This window comes from Flavobacterium tructae (assembly GCF_002217475.1).
In the GTDB taxonomy this organism is placed as follows: domain Bacteria; phylum Bacteroidota; class Bacteroidia; order Flavobacteriales; family Flavobacteriaceae; genus Flavobacterium; species Flavobacterium tructae.
This window is the reverse complement of sequence record NZ_MUHH01000028.1, coordinates 1-18,795: the sequence shown is the minus strand read 5'-3', so window position 1 is coordinate 18,795 and position 18,795 is coordinate 1. Positions and strand designations below refer to the sequence as shown.

The 18,795-nt window shown below is 34.7% G+C and carries 18 protein-coding genes; 12 read left to right on the top strand and 6 right to left on the bottom strand.

All coding sequences use genetic code 11. The annotated features are described in order from the left end of the window. The first annotated feature begins 152 nt into the window (after positions 1-152). From B0A80_RS13140 to recQ, 4 genes are all read left to right on the top strand, one after another. Positions 153-1,556, top strand: coding sequence for a type III PLP-dependent enzyme domain-containing protein (locus B0A80_RS13140; RefSeq protein WP_070908026.1), 1,404 nt, complete (start codon positions 153-155; stop codon positions 1,554-1,556). Positions 1,557-1,663: 107 nt separating this feature from the next. Further along, entirely contained in the window at positions 1,664-2,632 is a 969-nt protein-coding gene (locus B0A80_RS13135) for a deoxyhypusine synthase family protein (RefSeq protein WP_017498535.1), read from the top strand. Positions 2,633-2,639: 7 nt separating this feature from the next. Beyond that, positions 2,640-3,044: a hypothetical protein gene (locus tag B0A80_RS20805; protein WP_017498534.1), complete on the top strand. Its 405-nt coding sequence runs from the start codon at positions 2,640-2,642 to the stop codon at positions 3,042-3,044. A 135-nt stretch (positions 3,045-3,179) separates the two neighbouring features. Beyond that, positions 3,180-5,288 carry a DNA helicase RecQ gene (gene recQ, locus B0A80_RS13125; protein ID WP_089077563.1) on the top strand — a complete coding sequence of 703 codons (2,109 nt, stop codon included), beginning with the start codon at positions 3,180-3,182 and terminating at the stop codon, positions 5,286-5,288. A gap of 270 nt (positions 5,289-5,558) precedes the next feature. On the opposite strand, the gene B0A80_RS13120 is transcribed toward recQ, so the two are convergent. The 4 genes from B0A80_RS13120 to B0A80_RS13105 all read right to left on the bottom strand — a co-directional run bounded on the left by B0A80_RS13120 (position 5,559) and on the right by B0A80_RS13105 (position 10,474). After that, positions 5,559-6,074, bottom strand: a complete 516-nt coding sequence (locus B0A80_RS13120; RefSeq protein ID WP_017498532.1) for a DinB family protein — start codon at positions 6,072-6,074, stop codon at positions 5,559-5,561. Between the two features lie 12 nt (positions 6,075-6,086). After that, positions 6,087-8,672 carry a phosphoenolpyruvate carboxylase gene (locus tag B0A80_RS13115; protein ID WP_070908023.1) on the bottom strand — a complete coding sequence of 862 codons (2,586 nt, stop codon included), beginning with the start codon at positions 8,670-8,672 and terminating at the stop codon, positions 6,087-6,089. A gap of 90 nt (positions 8,673-8,762) precedes the next feature. Then, positions 8,763-9,242 carry an Lrp/AsnC family transcriptional regulator gene (locus B0A80_RS13110; protein WP_008468989.1) on the bottom strand — a complete coding sequence of 160 codons (480 nt, stop codon included), beginning with the start codon at positions 9,240-9,242 and terminating at the stop codon, positions 8,763-8,765. 77 nt (positions 9,243-9,319) lie between these two features. Continuing rightward, positions 9,320-10,474 (bottom strand): M14 family metallopeptidase, encoded by a 1,155-nt coding sequence (locus B0A80_RS13105; RefSeq protein WP_089077562.1) that lies wholly within the window; start codon positions 10,472-10,474, stop codon positions 9,320-9,322. A gap of 312 nt (positions 10,475-10,786) precedes the next feature. Between B0A80_RS13105 and B0A80_RS13100 the strand changes: the two genes are divergently transcribed. Then, the gene (locus B0A80_RS13100; protein WP_070908021.1) at positions 10,787-11,248 is read left to right on the top strand and encodes a helix-turn-helix transcriptional regulator; all 462 of its coding nucleotides are present in this window, start codon (positions 10,787-10,789) and stop codon (positions 11,246-11,248) included. A gap of 85 nt (positions 11,249-11,333) precedes the next feature. On the opposite strand, the gene B0A80_RS13095 is transcribed toward B0A80_RS13100, so the two are convergent. Continuing rightward, positions 11,334-11,885 (bottom strand): 1-acyl-sn-glycerol-3-phosphate acyltransferase, encoded by a 552-nt coding sequence (locus B0A80_RS13095; RefSeq protein ID WP_089077561.1) that lies wholly within the window; start codon positions 11,883-11,885, stop codon positions 11,334-11,336. Positions 11,886-11,948: 63 nt separating this feature from the next. Between B0A80_RS13095 and B0A80_RS13090 the strand changes: the two genes are divergently transcribed. Genes B0A80_RS13090 through B0A80_RS13070 form a run of 5 tightly spaced genes read left to right on the top strand, consistent with a single transcriptional unit; the run spans position 11,949 to position 14,848 of the window. Then, positions 11,949-12,614, top strand: a complete 666-nt coding sequence (locus B0A80_RS13090; RefSeq protein ID WP_070908019.1) for a spermidine synthase — start codon at positions 11,949-11,951, stop codon at positions 12,612-12,614. Between the two features lie 4 nt (positions 12,615-12,618). Next, positions 12,619-13,296, top strand: coding sequence for a peptidoglycan DD-metalloendopeptidase family protein (locus B0A80_RS13085; RefSeq protein ID WP_089077560.1), 678 nt, complete (start codon positions 12,619-12,621; stop codon positions 13,294-13,296). Positions 13,297-13,302: 6 nt separating this feature from the next. Beyond that, positions 13,303-13,779: a hypothetical protein gene (locus tag B0A80_RS13080; RefSeq protein WP_070908017.1), complete on the top strand. Its 477-nt coding sequence runs from the start codon at positions 13,303-13,305 to the stop codon at positions 13,777-13,779. Between the two features lie 10 nt (positions 13,780-13,789). After that, positions 13,790-14,317, top strand: coding sequence for a hypothetical protein (locus tag B0A80_RS13075; RefSeq protein ID WP_089077559.1), 528 nt, complete (start codon positions 13,790-13,792; stop codon positions 14,315-14,317). Between the two features lie 51 nt (positions 14,318-14,368). Beyond that, the gene (locus tag B0A80_RS13070; RefSeq protein ID WP_070908015.1) at positions 14,369-14,848 is read left to right on the top strand and encodes a nuclear transport factor 2 family protein; all 480 of its coding nucleotides are present in this window, start codon (positions 14,369-14,371) and stop codon (positions 14,846-14,848) included. A gap of 22 nt (positions 14,849-14,870) precedes the next feature. On the opposite strand, the gene B0A80_RS13065 is transcribed toward B0A80_RS13070, so the two are convergent. Then, positions 14,871-16,358, bottom strand: a complete 1,488-nt coding sequence (locus tag B0A80_RS13065) for an aminotransferase class V-fold PLP-dependent enzyme (RefSeq protein WP_089077558.1) — start codon at positions 16,356-16,358, stop codon at positions 14,871-14,873. A gap of 180 nt (positions 16,359-16,538) precedes the next feature. Here B0A80_RS13065 and msrA point away from each other — a divergent pair, with 180 nt between their 5' ends. After that, the gene (gene msrA, locus B0A80_RS13060; RefSeq protein WP_089077557.1) at positions 16,539-17,072 is read left to right on the top strand and encodes a peptide-methionine (S)-S-oxide reductase MsrA; all 534 of its coding nucleotides are present in this window, start codon (positions 16,539-16,541) and stop codon (positions 17,070-17,072) included. 81 nt (positions 17,073-17,153) lie between these two features. Continuing rightward, on the top strand, positions 17,154-18,722 hold the full coding sequence (locus B0A80_RS13055; RefSeq protein ID WP_089077556.1) for a protein adenylyltransferase SelO: 1,569 nt from the start codon (positions 17,154-17,156) through the stop codon (positions 18,720-18,722). The last annotated feature ends 73 nt before the right edge of the window (positions 18,723-18,795 follow it).

The window sequence follows — 18,795 nt, the reverse complement described above, 5'->3', positions numbered from 1 at the left end:
ATAGTAAAAGTCCATTTTGTTTTGATGTCTTTTTGTGCTCGAAAGCAGAACACGAAAAGCTGGAAATTATATTTGCTAATATTAGGGTTTGAATTTTAGATTGAATTTTCGTCATCTAAATTAAAAATCACATCCTAAATATTAAAAAATAAATGAATACAAAATATTCTGACCTTATCAATCAAACTTACTATTTTCCTCAGGAAGAATTCAAATTAAACAAAGACAATCTACAATTTCACAACATCGATTTGATGAAATTGGTAGAACAATACGGAACTCCTTTAAAGTTTACTTATCTGCCTCAGATTTCAGAGAACATTAATAAGGCAAAAGCCTGGTTCAGAAAATCAATGGAGAAAAATAAGTACGACGCAAAGTACTACTACTGTTACTGCACAAAAAGCTCTCATTTTGAATACATTATGAACGAAGCTTTCAAGAATAACATTCATATTGAAACCTCTTCAGCTTTTGACGTAAATATTGTTGAGAATTTATTAGAAAATGGTAAAATCAACAAAAGTACTTATGTAATCTGTAACGGATTTAAAAGAGACGAATACATTAGTAATATTGCAAGATTGATCAATAACGGACATAAAAACACAATTCCGATTATTGACAACTACGAAGAGTTGGATTTACTTCAGGCTGAAATCAAAGGGAAATTCAAAATTGGAATTCGTATTGCTGCCGAAGAAGAGCCTAAATTTGAGTTCTATACTTCAAGATTAGGAATTGGATATAAAAACATCGTTTCGTTCTATAAAAAACAAATTCAGGAGAATGATAAACTGGAGTTAAAAATGCTTCACTTTTTCATCAATACCGGAATAAACGATACCTCTTATTACTGGAACGAGTTGGTAAAATGTATCAAAGTATACATTGCTCTTAAAAGGGAATGCCCTACTCTTGACGGATTAAACATTGGAGGCGGTTTCCCGATTAAAAACTCTCTTGCATTCGAATACGATTATCAATATATGATTGATGAAATTATCAATCAGATTAAAATTGCATGTGATGAAGCCGAAGTAGATGTACCCAACATCTTTACAGAATTTGGATCATTTACAGTAGGTGAAAGCGGTGGCGCGATCTATCAGATTTTGTATCAAAAACAACAAAATGACAGAGAGAAATGGAACATGATTGATTCGTCATTCATTACCACTTTGCCGGATACTTGGGCAATAAACAAACGTTTTATCATGTTGGCGGTAAACCGCTGGAATGATACTTACGAGCGGGTTTTATTAGGCGGTCTAACTTGTGATAGTGACGATTATTACAACTCAGAGCAAAATATGAACGCTATTTATTTGCCTAAATACAACAAAGAAAAGCCACTATACATTGGTTTCTTTAATACTGGTGCGTATCAGGAAACTATTGGGGGATATGGCGGTTTACACCACTGTCTGATTCCGCAACCTAAACATATATTAATAGATCGTGACGAAAATGGCATTCTGGCTACAGAAGTTTTCTCTGAACAACAAACTTCTGACGATGTATTAAAGATTTTAGGATATACTAAAAAGGTTTAAAAAAAAATACTGCTAAATAAATGTTAATAAATATAAAATTATTAATTTGCAGTATAAACTAAAAGGTTAAACTTTTAATTCAAAAAAAAATAAAAAAACAAGAACAAATGAAAGGACCAATCAGTCAGTTTATTGAAAAACATTATTTACACTTCAACTCTGCCGCTTTAGTAGATGCTGCAAAAGCATACGAACAACAATTGGCTAATGGAGCTAAAATGATGGTAAGTATGGCTGGCGCTATGAGTACAGCAGAAATTGGTAAAATTTTTGCCGAAATTATTAGACAAGATAAAGTACAAATTATTTCTTGTACTGGAGCCAATCTAGAAGAAGACATCATGAATTTAGTAGCACACTCTCACTACGAAAGAGTGCCAAACTATCGTGATTTAACACCGGAAGACGAATGGGCTTTATTGGAAAGAGGATTAAACCGTGTTACTGATACTTGTATTCCTGAGCATGAAGCATTCCGTCGTTTGCAAAAACACATCTACAAAATCTGGAAAGAGGCTGATGATAAAGGAGAACGTTATTTCCCACATGAATTCATGTATAAAATGCTGTTATCAGGTGTTTTAGAAGAATATTACGAAATTGATTTAAAAGACAGCTGGATGTATGCCGCTGCAGAGAAAAATTTACCTATCATAGTTCCGGGATGGGAAGACAGTACAATGGGAAATATCTTTGCTTCCTATGTAATCAAAGGCGATTTAAAAGCCTCTACCATGAAATCAGGAATTGAATACATGACTTTCCTTGCAGATTGGTATCCAAAAAACAGCGCTAACGGAATTGGATTCTTCCAAATTGGTGGTGGTATCGCAGGAGATTTCCCTATTTGCGTAGTACCAATGTTGTATCAGGATATGGAAATGCACGATGTTCCTTTCTGGAGTTATTTCTGTCAAATCTCAGATTCAACAACCAGTTATGGTTCGTACTCGGGAGCAGTTCCGAACGAGAAAATCACCTGGGGAAAACTAGACATCAAAACCCCTAAATTTATTATAGAGTCGGATGCTACAATTGTGGCTCCATTAATTTTTGCTTATTTATTAGATCTATAAGATATATATGAAAAGAGTTATAGTAGACTACGCTAAACTTACCAACGAAATTTTAAACCTTTTGGTAGAAAAATTTCCTGATGGTTATGATGATTCGGATGTAATCCGTTTTAGAAATGCTAAAAACGAATTAGTTGAAGCTGTTGAAGTACGTACTGAAGATACTATTTATTTGGTAAAAATTAGTACTAAGCTTGCGGACAGAATCGAAAATTATGATGAAGACGATGATATCGACGTAGACGTAGATACAATCGAACCTGTAAAAGGTCTTGATCTTGATGACGATATTGACGACGACGACGATGATGACAATCAGGACAAACCAGATGTTGACAATGGAGATGACGACGATGACGACGAAGACAAAGAAGATATTGCTGACGACGAAGATGATGAAGACGAAGATTAAGCAATCTTTTTCAAGATAATTTAAAGGAACTCTATTGGAGTTCCTTTTTTTATGACTTCAGAAGTCTATTATTTTAAAAAATAAGAAAAATACTATATATTTGCTTTTTACTTTTCTTCCTAATCAATCAACGCCATGACTTCAGAAATTCTACATGCCAAACTAAAGGAAAATTTCGGATTTGAAAAATTCAGACCCAATCAGGAAACAATAATTACTACAATACTTTCCGGTCAGGACACTTTAGCTATTATGCCAACCGGCGGAGGAAAGTCAATCTGTTTTCAGCTGCCCGCTTTAGTCTTACCCGGGATCACAATTGTGATTTCTCCACTAATTGCTTTGATGAAAGACCAGGTCGACAGTCTAAAAACAAATGGTATTAATGCCTGCTACATCAACAGCAGTCAATCCAGTCAGGAACAACAATTTTACATAGACAATTTAAAGTCAAACACTTTCAAGCTTGTTTACATTGCACCGGAGAGCTTGTCTTATCTGGACGTTGCTTTCAACGAGTTGACAATCAGTCTAATTGCAATTGACGAAGCGCATTGCATCTCTTCCTGGGGGCATGATTTTCGTCCGGCTTATACTAACTTGGGATATTTAAAGAGCCGCTTCCCTTCTACTCCTGTTCTCGCTTTAACCGCTACAGCCGATAAAGCGACCCGAACTGATATTGTCAAGCAGCTAAAACTTAGAAATCCAAAAACGTTCGTAGCCTCGTTCGACAGAAAAAATCTAAGCCTCGAAGTACGTCCGGCTTTAGACCGTGTGAAACAAATTGTTGATTTTATTGAAAAAAAAACCAATGAATCCGGAATTATTTATTGTTTAAGCAGAAAAACAACCGAAGAACTAGCAGATAAACTAAAGAAGAACGGAATTACTGCAAAAGCCTATCATGCCGGACTTGACAATAAAATCCGAGCCAAAACTCAGGATGATTTTATAAACGATGATTGTCAGGTGGTTTGTGCCACGATTGCCTTTGGTATGGGAATCGATAAATCTAATGTTCGATGGGTTATACATTACAATTTACCCAAAAATATTGAAGGTTATTATCAGGAAATCGGACGTGCGGGTCGGGATGGGTTACCAGCCGAAACCGTAATGTTCGAAAGTTACGCCGATGTAATCCAATTACAAAAATTTGCCTCCGAAGGATTAAACTCCGATGTGCAATTGGCAAAATTAGAAAGAATGAAACAATACGCGGATGCTTTAAGCTGCCGTCGAAAAATTCTGCTTTCGTATTTCGGCGAACTGGTAAAAGAAAATTGTGGTAATTGTGACATCTGCAAAAATCCACCCACCTTTTTTGATGGAACTATTTTAGCGCAAAAAGCCCTGTCTTCAATCGCGCGTTTAAAAGAATCTGAGCCGTTAGCTGTAATTGTTGATTTTTTAAGAGGCTCGAGAAACGCGTATATCTACGAAAAAAATTATCAAAGTCTAAAAACGTACGGAATTGGATCCGACATTTCCTGGTACGACTGGAATCAATACTTAATTCAGCTGATCAACTTGGGATATCTCGAAATTGCCTTCCATCAGCACAATAAAATTTTACTAACATCTTTTGCAAAAAAAGTTTTGTTTGAAGGAGAAAAAGTAAAACTAAATACAGTCGTTAAAAAGGTAATCGATAAAAATGAAGTAAAAGAAGCCAATACAAAAACGGCTAAAAATTCTCTTTTCGAAACGCTACGAAAACTACGCTACGAAATTGCTCAGGAAGAAGAAGTTCCGGCTTACGTAATTTTTAGTGATGCCGCTTTGAGACAAATGGAAACCTTACGACCAATGACTGATGAAGAGTTCCTTGCTATCGATGGTGTCGGAAATGCAAAACTCGAAAGATATGGTACTGAATTTATAAAGGCTATCATTCAATTTCAGAAGACGAAAAAGACAAACACGAAAGTTAAAAAAGAAAGCAACACTTATAAGACTACTTTAGAACTTTTTAGAAATGGCGAGACTGTCACGGAAATTGCAGGAAAAAGAAATTTAGGATATACCACAATTATATCTCACTTAGCCAAGCTATATCTTGACGGCGAGGAAATCGATTTAAGTTCGTTTGTAACAAATGAAGAAGTCAAACAATTGCACAAAGCTCAAATCGAACTGGAGTATCCTTCTGCTCTAAAACCCTACTTTGATTATTTTGAGGAGAAAATGAGTTATGACAAAATTCGTTTAGGACTTGCAATTGTGGAACGAAACAAGTAAACCCCATTATTTTGTTATTTCGACCGAAGGGAGAAATAACACTAGAAACTCGGCACAGAATGTCTTCAATCTTTATCGAATCCTGCATATGATTTACTTCGCCTGTTCGTTATCAGTCGAAATGGCACAAGCAAAAAAAATTTGTGAATTGCTTCGCCTGTTCGCTATCGCTTGGGTCGTGGAGGTAAAAATTCATTCCTCCCTTTAATGCAAAAAATAAAAAATCCTGTAAAGTTAAACGCTACAGGATTTTTTATACAAGAACAAAATCTACAAATAACGTTCTTCAAAAACTTTCTGATGGTGTTTTTGATGTCCAATTATTACGAATCCCAGAGCACGTACAGAAATCTGAAGATTAGAAGCTGTACCAATTCTCTTAAGCTGCTCTTCTGACAAACTCTTAAAAAACAACAAATTAGAATGTCTTAAAGCAGAGAGTTCCGTTAATAAACTCTGAATACTTCTGCTATTTGAATCTGTACTAATCGCATAGTCATTCTCTTCAAAACTTGGCAAAGCCGTTTTATCATTTCGCGAGAATCGCAAAGCGCGGTAAGCAAAAATTCTCTCACAATCCATAATGTGCTGGATAATGTCTTTTATTGTCCATTTTCCTTCTGCATAACGATAATCAAATTTATCCATCGGGATATTTTGCACAAATTTGATAAATTCATGCAATGAAATTTCCAATTCTTCAAATAAATTCACCTCTCCGGCTTCTTTGATGTAATTGGCAAATCCGCCAGAATATTCATTTTCTGTTAATAAAGCTGTGTTCATTTTTTATGATTTTTAAGCTGAGTTTCTACTCGCATTTGTATTTCCGAAAAGTGACCTTGTTACTATTTTTTCATATACTTTGACCAATTCTTCATCTACCACACTTTCCTTATTCAATTCATTAATTCTTAACAAAGCATATTGCTGTATTGTCAACAACGGCAACACAATACGCTCTCTTATCTGAATCGATGCTATACCATCAGGGTAATTTTCCATAAGTGTTTTATGCCCTGCAATTTTAAGCAAAAGACGTTTGGTTTCTGAAAATTCGTCATAGATAATTTGCCAGAATTCACCAAATTCAGGGTCATTTTTCATATATGCAGTTAGCGGTAAAAAAGATTTCGCCAATGACATCATACTATTCTCCAACAGTGTTTTGAAAAATAAAGAATCATGATACAAATTTTGAACTTTGTCCCACTGCCCACTTTCTTCAAAATACTTCAAAGCTGAACCAACCCCAAAAAATCCCGGTACATTTTGCTTCAACTGACTCCAGGATCCTACAAAAGGAATCGCTCTCAAATCAGCAAAATCAAGTGATTCTGATTTACTTCTTTTAGACGGTCGGCTTCCGATGTTGGTTTTTGAGTAGTATTTTAGCGTACTCATTTTCTCCAAATACGGAATAAACTTAGGGTGATTCTTGAAACTCAGGTATTTTTCATATCCTAAATCAGCCAATTGTGTCAAAATTTCAGTTTCTTCAACACTTAGCTCATTCTTTTCTTTACTAAAAACCTGATTGGTAACTCCGGCACTTAATAAGTTCTCAATGTTATATCGACAGGAATCTAAAGTTCCGAAATTTGAACTAATGGTTTGTCCCTGAATCGTAATTTGAATTTCGTTATTCTCGATTTTTGGTCCTAAAGAAGCATAAAATTTATGTGTTTTTCCACCACCACGAGCAGGAGGCCCTCCGCGACCATCAAAGAATATTGCTTGTATACCGTATTTTCTTGAAATTTCTGTCAATGAAATTTTTGCCTGATAAATACTCCAGTTCGCCATTAAATACCCTCCATCTTTGGTTCCGTCAGAGAAACCTAACATAATGGTCTGCTTGTTTCCTCTGGCTTCCAGATGTTTAGAATACTCTGAATTAGTATACAATTGCTCCATAATCTGATGTGCATTTTGTAAATCATCAACAGATTCAAAAAGCGGAATAATATCTACCGTCGGATTCTCCCAATTGTTCAGACGAATCATCGCAAAAGTTTCCATAACATTCAAAGCGCTTTCGTTATTACTGATAATGTAACGATTAGCTCCGGATTCACCATTTGCTTGCTGTATGCTTTTAATGGTCTGAACAGATTCTAATGTAGATCTTGTAATTTCATTTTCAAAATCAGCAGAATTTAAGTCTCCTTTTACTTTCGACAAAACCCCTAATTTCTCCTCTTCAGACAAATCAAAGTAATTTTTCGGAAATATCTCTGAACCCGAATTCAGATAAAAATCCACCACATCTTTGAATACAGCATTGTGAATTTTACTGTTCTGACGAATATCTAAGGTCGCAAAGTGAAAACCAAATAGATTAATTTTTACCAAAAAAGCTTCCAGTTCATCTAAATAAAGGGATTGATGCTTCTCTATAATTATGGTTCTAATTTTATTTAATTGTGTCAATAATTCTTCCAGAGTGATATAAATCTCCCCTTTGGAATAAAAAACAGAACGGTAAAGCTTATGTTCAAGTTCAGAAACCAAAGTATCTACTCCTGAGAAAGTTAACTTTCTTTTTAAACTTCTCATTTCTATATAATAACACTTTAGAATTGAGGTACGCAAACGCTCTGCAACTTTTAAAGTAATATCGGTCGTAACAAAAGGATTTCCGTCGCGATCACCTCCCGGCCAAAAACCCAATTTTATCAATTGATTCTGAATAGAACTCCCCTGAAGGATATTTTTTTGCAAATAGTGAACAATTTCTCCTGAAGTAGCATAGAATACATTTTCTAAATACCAGATCAAACTCACCGCTTCATCATAAGGATTTGGCTTTTCGTTCTGAATAAAAGGTGTTTTTCCAAGCTGCGCCAGTAATTGTTTGATTTTCAGTAAATCATTTGAACGAATAGCATCTTTCAAATCATTTATAATCCCTAAAACAGGCCCTGGATAAAACTGTGTTGGATGTGCTGTTAAAACAGTTCTGACATTAAAGTTTTCTAAAAACTCAATCAACTCCTCATTCTTCTCCTTTGCATCTGATTTTTCTTTAATGTCACGCAACGAACCACGCCCTTCCATATTATTAACTTCCGGAAAAGCAGCATCTTCAATGGCATCAAACAACACAATCTGACGTTCGATATACTGAATAAATCGAAACATTAAATCGATTTTATCTTTTTCAGAAGCATCATTCAGGAATTTATTAGAGAAGAAATTAACAATCTCTTTAGGAGTTTCCTGCTTTTTAAATCCCGTCTCACAAGTATCTGTAAATAAGGGAAGTAAAACTCCTGTGTTATCAATCGAATCAAAAGGTAATGTTATAAATACACTATTGTAAATATGGTATTTTGAAAGAACGTCCTGATTGAAACGTTCGATTTTTGGTAACGTGTACATAATTTATGGGTAGTTGGTTGGTTAATTGGTCATAAAAAAACCCCAAGAATAAACTTGAGGTTATATTTAGATATAGCATTCAAGAAAATATTACATATTTTTAAAAATAGTATGCATCAAACGCTTCTTATCGTTTATACTTTCTTCTAATGAAATCATAGTTTCTGTTCTGTAAACACCATCAATATCATCAATCATAAAGATAACTTCTTTCGCGTGTTTAGTATCTTTTGCTCTAATTTTGCAAAAAATATTGAATTTTCCTGTCGTTACAGAAGCTACTGTTACGAACGGAATTTGATTGATTCGCTCTAATACAAATTTAGTTTGAGACGTATTATTAAGGAACACACCCACATAAGCAATAAATGAATACCCTAACTTATCATAGTCTAAGGCTAATGAAGATCCCATTATTATCCCTGCGTCCTCCATCTTTTTTACTCTAACATGCACTGTACCAGCAGATATCAATAGTTTTTTAGCAATGTCAGTAAACGGAACTCTCGTATTGTCTATTAACATATCTAAAATCTGGTGATCTACTTCATCTAAACGAAATTTACTCATAATTCTTTAATTAATATTACTAATTGCTATTACAAAGTATAAAAATATGTATAAAAAACAACAAATTCACAAAAAATCTAACTTTTTATCAACCCGTTAACAAATTTAACATTTTTATCTAAACAAAAATCTGCTTTTTGATTCAATTTCGGAAAACTACCAAAGTCATCAGAATAATTAGCACCTTTTGCATCGTATTCATAATGTCCAAAATAATTTTCCAAATCGCCTACTTCAACTATGTAAGCATTGAAATGAATCTTATTTTCAATCAATTCCTCTTTGTATTGTGCGACAAAATTCGTAATAATTTCGATACCATCATAATTTATTTTGATATTTTTCCACATAAAATCATAAAAAACCACTTTATTTTGTGAAATATTCAAATAATCATTAATTCTATTATCAACTAAATCGTTTTCGCTAATCAGTTGAAAACTCGAAACAAGTGAAAAGAATAAAAACTTTCGCGTGATTTCACGCTCGTAATCATCAGGAAAATGACCCGCCTCAAACAAGATTGTCGGAACTCCCAAATGCTGAAATGTATCTCCTATACAATTGATATTAAATGAGTCATCAAAACGTCCGACCTGCCCGGGGATATATTGCTGTAAAACATCATTGATTCCGGCAATTACATTAATAGCCTTTAAACGATTCTCATTAACTTCTCTCTCCTCATTATACGAAGGAGCCAAAAACGATAGTGTTGCCGGTTTTCCGGTTTCACCAGCCCCAAAAATAGTACGCTGATCATGCAGGTTAAAACAGAAATGTGGTTTAAAAGCTTCAAATACCGATCTTAAAATATTGCTTTCCGGCTGCGTGAGATTTTGCGAATCACGATTTAAATCTACTTTATTGGCGTTCTCACGCGTATACAATCTTGCTCCGTCAGGATTTAGCATTGGAATACTGTAAAAAGTAAAGTTTTTTAGCAGCTTCTCTGCAAATTCAGAACCGCTGTTTAGCACATTTATAAAATCAAATAGTGCTTTTGTAGTGGTACTTTCGTTTCCGTGCATTTGAGACCAAAGATAAATACGTGTTGGACCGCTCCCAATTTGATAACTATAAACGGGTTCTCCTAAAACCGATTTACCAATAATCTCTACTTGATTGTTTGTATTTAATTGCTCTAATAAAGGCTGAATATGATCTAAAGTCAGATAACGCCCTTCTATAGTTTGTTCTTTATACTGGTGAAATAATTCTTCTAAATTCATCTTATTTTGATTAGTTTACAAAAGTAAACATCTTTATTTTTACAATTGTAAATGATTTGTAAACAAATTAATTTAGAATTGTAAACAGTTTTCGCCCTGTTTCTAAAGCGACTTTCTTGCCATCAATAAATATTAGCCATAACTATAATTTATAAAATTCAATTATTTACTTTTCAATAAATTAACCACAACAACTTAAAGTAATAAATACACTACTTCAAGACTTAATTGAAGATTTTCAACTCTTAAATTGTTTTGTGTACTGCTTTTGATTACATTTGTAAACAACGGATTTCTAAACAGTAATTTACAATGGTAAACATCGACGATTTTGTAAAACGGCTTGAAATTATACTAGATTATTACACCTTAAATGCTTCTTCTTTCGCAGATCGAATCGGAGTTCAGCGTTCCAGTATGTCTCACCTGCTTTCCGGCAGAAACAAACCCAGCTTAGATTTTGTACTCAAGATTTTGGAGGTTTTTCCTGAAATTGATTTATACTGGATTTTAAATGGTACAGGAAATTTTCCAAAAACAGAAGACAGTGCCGATCTAAAAAAAAATGAATCGGTGTCTGAATTTGCAAAATCTTTTTCCCCTATTCCATCGGACGAAAATTCTGCTTCAGGAAATTCTTTATCAGAAAATACAAAAACGAAAAATGTATCCTCTGCAGAAATTAAAAATCAAAATTTGAATGCGGCAGAAAATGAAATTGAAAAGATAGTTGTATTTTATAAAAACGGAACTTTCAAGACTTACGTTCCCTAGTTTGATTTTTTTGAGTATTTGAAAAACTTTAAAATTATTTTTCATTTAAGCGATTCTCACGTGATGGGATCTACAGTAAAAAAAATCAACTCCAAAATCCGTTTTCAGGAATTTTACCCAAAACTCCGTCGTAGTGTTTTTTCAACACACTCAAATCACAATCATAATCTCCCGTTGGAAGAAATGGCTTTCCTAAATTAACTTCTTTTTTCCCCCAGTCAAAAGCGACAGGAATAATGGGCACATTTGCCTTAAGGGCAATATAGTAAAAACCACTTTTTAATTCTTTAACACCTTTACGAGTTCCTTCGGGAGCTACAGCCAGGCGAAAAACCTCTTTACGGTCAAAAATCGCAGCAATTAATTCTACTTTATTCAATCCACCGGTGCGATCAATCGGCTCTCCTCCCACATTTCTGAAATAATATCCAAACGGAAAGCGGAATAATTCTTTCTTTCCTACCCAATTCATCTCCAAACCAGAAATTCCACGAGTAAAAATTCCTAAATAAAAATCATGATTGCTTGTATGCGGCATTACCATCATCACACATTTTTTCACTTCAGCATTTTCAATCCCTACTATTTTCCAGCCCATTAGCTTAAAAAAAATGAATTTGTACAATCGCTTTTTCATTAATTACTTTTTTACTGCAAAATAAAAGATTTAAAGTGGTATTTTTGAGTAAAAGCATTTAAAATGATCCAAAAATTGTTCAGTTATATTGTTCCTATAAAAATATTCAAAAAAAAATCACAAAGAAGCAAAATTATCGAAGTTACCTGGGCCAACGGCGAACTGGTCCTTGATTCTGAAAATACAAATTACTCTTATGGAAGCCTGCAACGTATCTTAAGATATGGTCTTCGAAATATTGGATACGATGCCATTCTTAAAATGGATCATATTTTATTATTGGGAGTTGCCGGAGGAAGCGTCGTTAAAACTTTGGTGGACGAAATTCAATATAAAGGTAGAATTACCGGAGTAGAAATTGACCCCGAAATGATTAAAATAGCCAATGAGTATTTCAATCTGAATGAAATCAAACAACTGGAAGTGGTAATTGATGACGCTTTTGAGTTTGTTTTAAAAACAAAAAATAAATATAATTTAATTATTATTGATATTTTTGAAGATATCAAAATGCCTAATTTTTTATTCGAACGTTTTTTTAGCGAACGTATCTGTTCCTTATTGCAAAATCACGGATTTGTTTTATTTAATACAATGATTTTAGATGAAGCGCATAATGTTCGAAACCAAAAATACATTTCTGAAATTGACCCCAAACTGTTTGCTTCAAAAATGCTCCCACGAGTTGAAGCTCACAATGAATTAATAATTATCGAAAAAGTAGTTTAAATTTATGAAACCTCTTGCCTCTATTTTAAAAGCCCTACCTCCCACCAAAATAATAGATTCTTCCATTGATATTTCAAAATACATCCCTTTAGATTTATCCGTAACCAATCAGGAACTCGCTGATTTTAAACCTACCTGCACCCAGGAATTTGAAGATTTTATTTCAGACTACTTAAAAAAAAACGATGCCGAAGTAGCTTTTGGCGGTTATATTGAAGGAAGAACTCTTTATCAGCGTAGTACTATTTTTAAAAACAGTTCTATTCCGGAACGCAACATTCATATAGGACTGGACTTATGGACAAAAGCGGATACAGCAGTTCTGGCACCGCTTGATGGAAAAGTGCACAGCTTTAAAAACAATATAGGTCTGGGTGATTATGGTCCGACCATTATTTTAGAGCATCGGATAGAAAATGAGAAATTTTATACTTTATACGGACATTTATCGTTAGAAAGTATAGAGAACCTCAGTGTTGGGACATTTTTTAGTAAAGGTCAAAAGATTGGAACCTTGGGAAGTTCGTCCGTTAACGGAGACTATCCTCCACACGTACACTTTCAAATTATTCGAAACATCGAAAACTACTCCGGTGATTATCCGGGAGTCTGTAATACCAACGATTTGAACTTTTACATTGAAAATTGCCCTGACCCCAACTTATTATTAAAAATTACTTAAATAGTTATGAAGAAAGCAGGATTGATTATATGTTTGTTGTTGTTATTGGGATGTAAATCGAAAACAATCCACAGAGATACTGAAGATTTAAAGATCAAGAAAGTCACTGCTGCCGAAATAAATTCCAATCAGCAGAAAAAAGCGTATGAATTAGGAAAAAGGGTACTGGAAACCTGCAATTCCTCAAAATTCAAACCTTTTAACGAGACTGAAGTCACCAAATCGGTAATGGAGAATACGACCGAAGAACGTCTGACCAAAACCTGTCAAAGGTTCAGGCAATACTATGGAAGTTTCATCGATTTAAAACTTGACGGTGTTTACAGAACAAAGCAAGAGGTTATTTATCGATATCATGCGCTGTACACCAAAAAAGTAGCCAATAAAGAATTGCGCATTTTTGTAAATGAAGACAATCTGATCTCAGCAATAAAATCAATGGATTGGGACGAAAAATTTGACTCAAAAGTAACAGAACAATAAAGTAAAACCTATGAATTTAAAACTGCCTCTTTTAATCGTATTGTTAATTTCCGGTTTCATAAATGCACAGCAAACCGTAAGTATAAAAGGCTCTAAACCATTTCCGGCAACAACCAGTTATACTTTTATTTGTGAAAAATATGTGTTTACTGGCGAAACGGAAGTTCAGATTGCGAAAACAGATAAAGGAGGGGTTTTAAAACTATCAATAGGAATTTCTAATGATAAAACTCAAATCTCAGGAGGTGTATATGTTGACCTTGTTAACGGAGATGTAATTGCTTGTGTGGACAAAAACATCAAAGAAACCCTTGATGGAAAGACTACTGCTTATTACTATTTCACCCCTGCCGAAATGGTAAAACTAAAGAAAACAGACATTAAAGCCATCCGATTTATCATTAAAGGGAACAATACAGCCGCTTTTGGTGACCAAACCGGTTACTTTACCGCTTTAAACAGAATGGCGTATTTTTCGACAGCATTCGATAAATCTAAAAAAACTTTTGACACTGCAGCCGCAATTAGTGTGCTGTAAGTACTTTTTTTAGTACAATAAATTCTATATTTATAATCTAAACAAATTTTTATGAATTCGAATGAAGCTTTAATTACAAAATTCTATACTGCTTTTGCCAATGCCGACGCTAAAACAATGAGCGAATGTTACCATCCAAAAATTCATTTTATCGATCCGGCCTTTGGTTTACTAAAAGAAGAGCAGGTTTCTAAAATGTGGGAAATGTTGATTTTGAAAAGTAAAGGCAACATTAAAATCGAATTTTCAGATATTAAAGCCGATGATTCTTCGGGCAGTGCTAAATGGGTTGCGACTTATAATTTTAGCAAAACCAACAGAAAGGTAATCAATCGTATTTCTGCTGAATTTGCTTTTCAGGATGGTCTTATTATCAAACACACAGATAGTTTCGATGTTTGGAAATGGTCGAAACAGGCTTTCGGTTTTACCGGATACTTAATGGGCTGGACAGGATTTTTTCAAGGAAAAATTCAAGAACAGGCACTCTTGTCCTTAAAAAAATTTCAGGCAAACCAGACAGGTTCTTAAAACCTGTCTGATTGATGTATTTTTATGATTTGAACCATCCGGCCACTAAATCGTCTTCAAACGAACCGGCGTTCTTGTGAACAAATTCATTTGTATCTTTATTATAGGAATAGTCCAAAGCCCACTCCACATGATTTTTCGCTAAATCTTTAATGCTTTCACAAACAAAAGCAATTTCTTTATCGGTAGTAGTTGGATGAATTGACATTCTGATCCATCCCGGTTTTTTAATTAAATCTCCAATCGTAATTTCATTCACCAGTTTATTAGATGTTTCCTGATCTACGTGCAACAGAAAATGCCCGTACGTTCCCGCACAACTGCATCCTCCTCTGGTTTGAATTCCGAATCTGTCATTCAGTAATTTCACTCCTAAATTGAAATGAAGATTTTCAATAAAAAACGAAACAACCCCTAAACGGTTCTTATGTTGGCCTGCCAGAATTTTAATGTTGGAAACGGTATCCAATTCATTAAAAACATACTCTACAATTTCATGTTCACGTTGTAGAATATTCTCGATTCCCATTTCTTCTTTCAGCTCAATTGCCAGCGCCGTTTTAATTACCTGAAGAAAACCTGGAGTACCACCATCTTCACGATCCTCAATGTTGTCGATATATTTATGTTCGCCCCATGGATTGGTCCAGCTTACCGTACCTCCGCCAGGACAATCGGGAATCATATTGTTGTATAACTTTTTATTAAAAATTAAAACCCCTGAAGTTCCGGGACCTCCTAAAAATTTATGTGGAGAAAAGAAAATTGCATCCAGGTATGCTTCCGGATCTTGGGGATGCATATCGATTTCGACATAAGGTCCTGAACAGGCAAAATCAACAAAACAAACACCATTGTGCTTGTGCATCAATTTTGCAGCTTCATGAAACGGTGTTTTTAAACCTGTAACATTCGAACAGGAGGTAATAGAAGCAATTTTAATAGTTCTTTCACTGTATTTCTCTAACAGTTGCTTTAAATTATCCAGACAAAAAAGCCCTTTTTCACAAGATGGAATAATTTCAACATCTGCAATGGTTTCCAGCCACGAAGTTTGATTGGAATGATGCTCCATATGAGAAATAAAAACAACAGGGCGCTTTTCAGCAGGAACAACAGTGCAATCTTTTAGGTTCTCAGGGATTTTCAACCCCAGAATACGCTGAAATTTATTGACAACACCCGTCATTCCGGTTCCATCTGTAATTAAAACATCATCATTGCTCGCATTGGTATGACGCTTAATGATCGATCTGGCATGATGATAAGCTTTTGTCATGGCAGTACCTGACACTGTAGTCTCTGTATGTGTATTGGCTACAAAAGGCCCGAATTCATTAAGAATTTTCTCTTCAATAGGTCTGTATAACCTTCCGCTGGCAGTCCAATCGGTATAAATAATCTGCTTTTTGCCAAATGGAGAAGAAAACTCCTGATTAATTCCTACAATATTCTTTCTAAAATCCTGGAAATAGGTTTCTAAAGTGATGGTACTATTTTTGCTGTTCATTAGTGTGCCTGAGTTTAATTGCAAATATATTGCTTTTTTATAGAATTGCGAATTTATCAATTATAAACTTCAAACGTCAAAAAACTATTTAATATCTTTATTTTAACTGTCTTTTTATTTATAATTTATCACAATATTCTATCGGATTAATAGGATATTAAAACTTGAACAATACTATCTATGGGGAATTTATCAGTTGCCACTTTTGGTGGAGGATGTTTTTGGTGTATTGAAGCTGTAATTCAGCGTTTAAAGGGAGTCGAATCCTTAAAATCAGGATATTCAGGAGGTTTTATTAAAAATCCACCCTACCGTGAAGTGTGTACCGGAAGAACCGGCCATGCAGAAGTCATACAAGTTGTTTTTAATCCTGACATAATTTCATACCATGACCTGATTTTCATATTTATGACAAGTCATGATCCTACCACCCTGAACCGTCAGGGTGCAGACAGCGGGACACAATACCGCTCGATTGTTTTATATCATAGTGAAGAACAGAAAGCGATTGCCGAAAAGGTTTTTGAAGAAGTAAAAACTTTTTATGAAGACCCGATTGTAACGCAGCTCGTTCCTTTTGAAGTTTTTTATGAAGCTGAAACAGACCATCAAAATTACTACAACAACAATCAGGATGCACGTTACTGCCAGATCGTAATTGATCCTAAAGTTCATAAATTAAAAAAAATGTACGCCGACCGATTAATGGATTAAGCAGACATTTTTATCATACTTTAAAATAACACAATACAAACAGAACTCGTTTTAATCTGAAATCAGAGAAAGATTATTCTAATGAAAAATTTAAAAATAAACAACCGATTTACTGCTGAGCTGCCCGCAGACTCAAATGAAACCAACGAGGTTCGTCAGGTTTCTAATGCACTTTTCTCGTATGTAAATCCAACAAAACCATCCAATCCTAAACTGATTCATACTTCACAAGAAGTAGCGGAATCAGTTGGAATTTCGCTTGATGAAATTAAGTCCGAATCCTTTTTGAATGTTTTTTCAGGGAAAGAAATATTACCTGAAACTCGTCCGTTTGCTATGTGCTATGCCGGACATCAGTTTGGAAACTGGGCAGGGCAATTGGGTGACGGCCGTGCCATTAATTTAACTGAAGTGGCGCATAACGATGCATTTTTTATGCTTCAATTAAAAGGTGCCGGAAGAACTCCGTACTCCCGAACTGCTGACGGCCTGGCTGTTTTACGTTCGTCCGTAAGAGAGTATTTATGTGCCGAAGCCATGCATCATTTAGGAGTTCCCACTACCCGATCCTTATCTCTTATGCTGTCCGGAGATCAAGTTTTACGTGATATGTTATACAATGGGAATGCCGCTTATGAAAAAGGTGCAATTGTTTGTCGCGTCGCTCCTTCCTTTATTCGTTTTGGAAGTTTTGAAATGCTGACCGCCCGAAATGAGCTTCAAAACTTAAAACAGTTTGTGGAATACAATATTAAATACTACTTCCCGGAAATAAAAGGAGAGCCTAAAGAGCAATACCTACAGTTTTTTAAAACAGTAGCCGATAAAACCCATGAAATGATTCTGCATTGGCAGCGTGTGGGTTTTGTACACGGAGTAATGAATACCGACAACATGTCAATTCATGGAATTACGATTGATTATGGTCCTTACGGTTGGCTGGAAAATTACGATCCAAACTGGACTCCAAATACCACCGACAGTCAATACCGAAGATATCGTTTTGGAAATCAACCGCAGATTGCGCAATGGAATTTGTACCAATTAGCCAATGCCATTTACCCTTTAATCAATGAAGCAGAACCTTTAGAAAAAATTCTGGAGTCTTTTATGATTGATTTTGAATCTGATTATAAGAATATGTTTTTAAGCAAATTGGGCTTATTTATTTCAACCGAAACTGATAATACGTTAATTGACGGTTTGGAAACTGTTTTACAACTATCTGAAACAGACATGACGATCTTTTTCCGAAATTTAAGCAGCGTACAAAAATCAGATTCTCCTGAAAAAGCAATCGAAAGAATTCAGGATTCGTTTTATATTCCTGAGCAAATTTCGGGTACAATTTTAGAATCATGGCAGAAATGGTTTACTCTTTATATCGAAAGACTTCATACTGAAACGCTTTCAGATAAAGAACGTTCTGAAAAAATGAACACTACAAATCCAAAGTACGTACTTCGAAATTATATGGCGCAATTGGCTATTGATGCCGCAGATCAGGAGGATTATTCTTTAATTGATGAATTGTATCAACTTCTGCAAAAACCGTATGACGAACAGCCTGAATTTCAAAAATGGTTTGCCAAACGTCCGGACTGGGCCCGCTCAAAAGTTGGATGTTCTATGCTTTCTTGCAGTTCTTAATTTTATAGCCACGAATTCACGAATTTTAATTTTTTGAGGAAATTAAAAAGGTTTTAATTCGTGAATTCGTGGC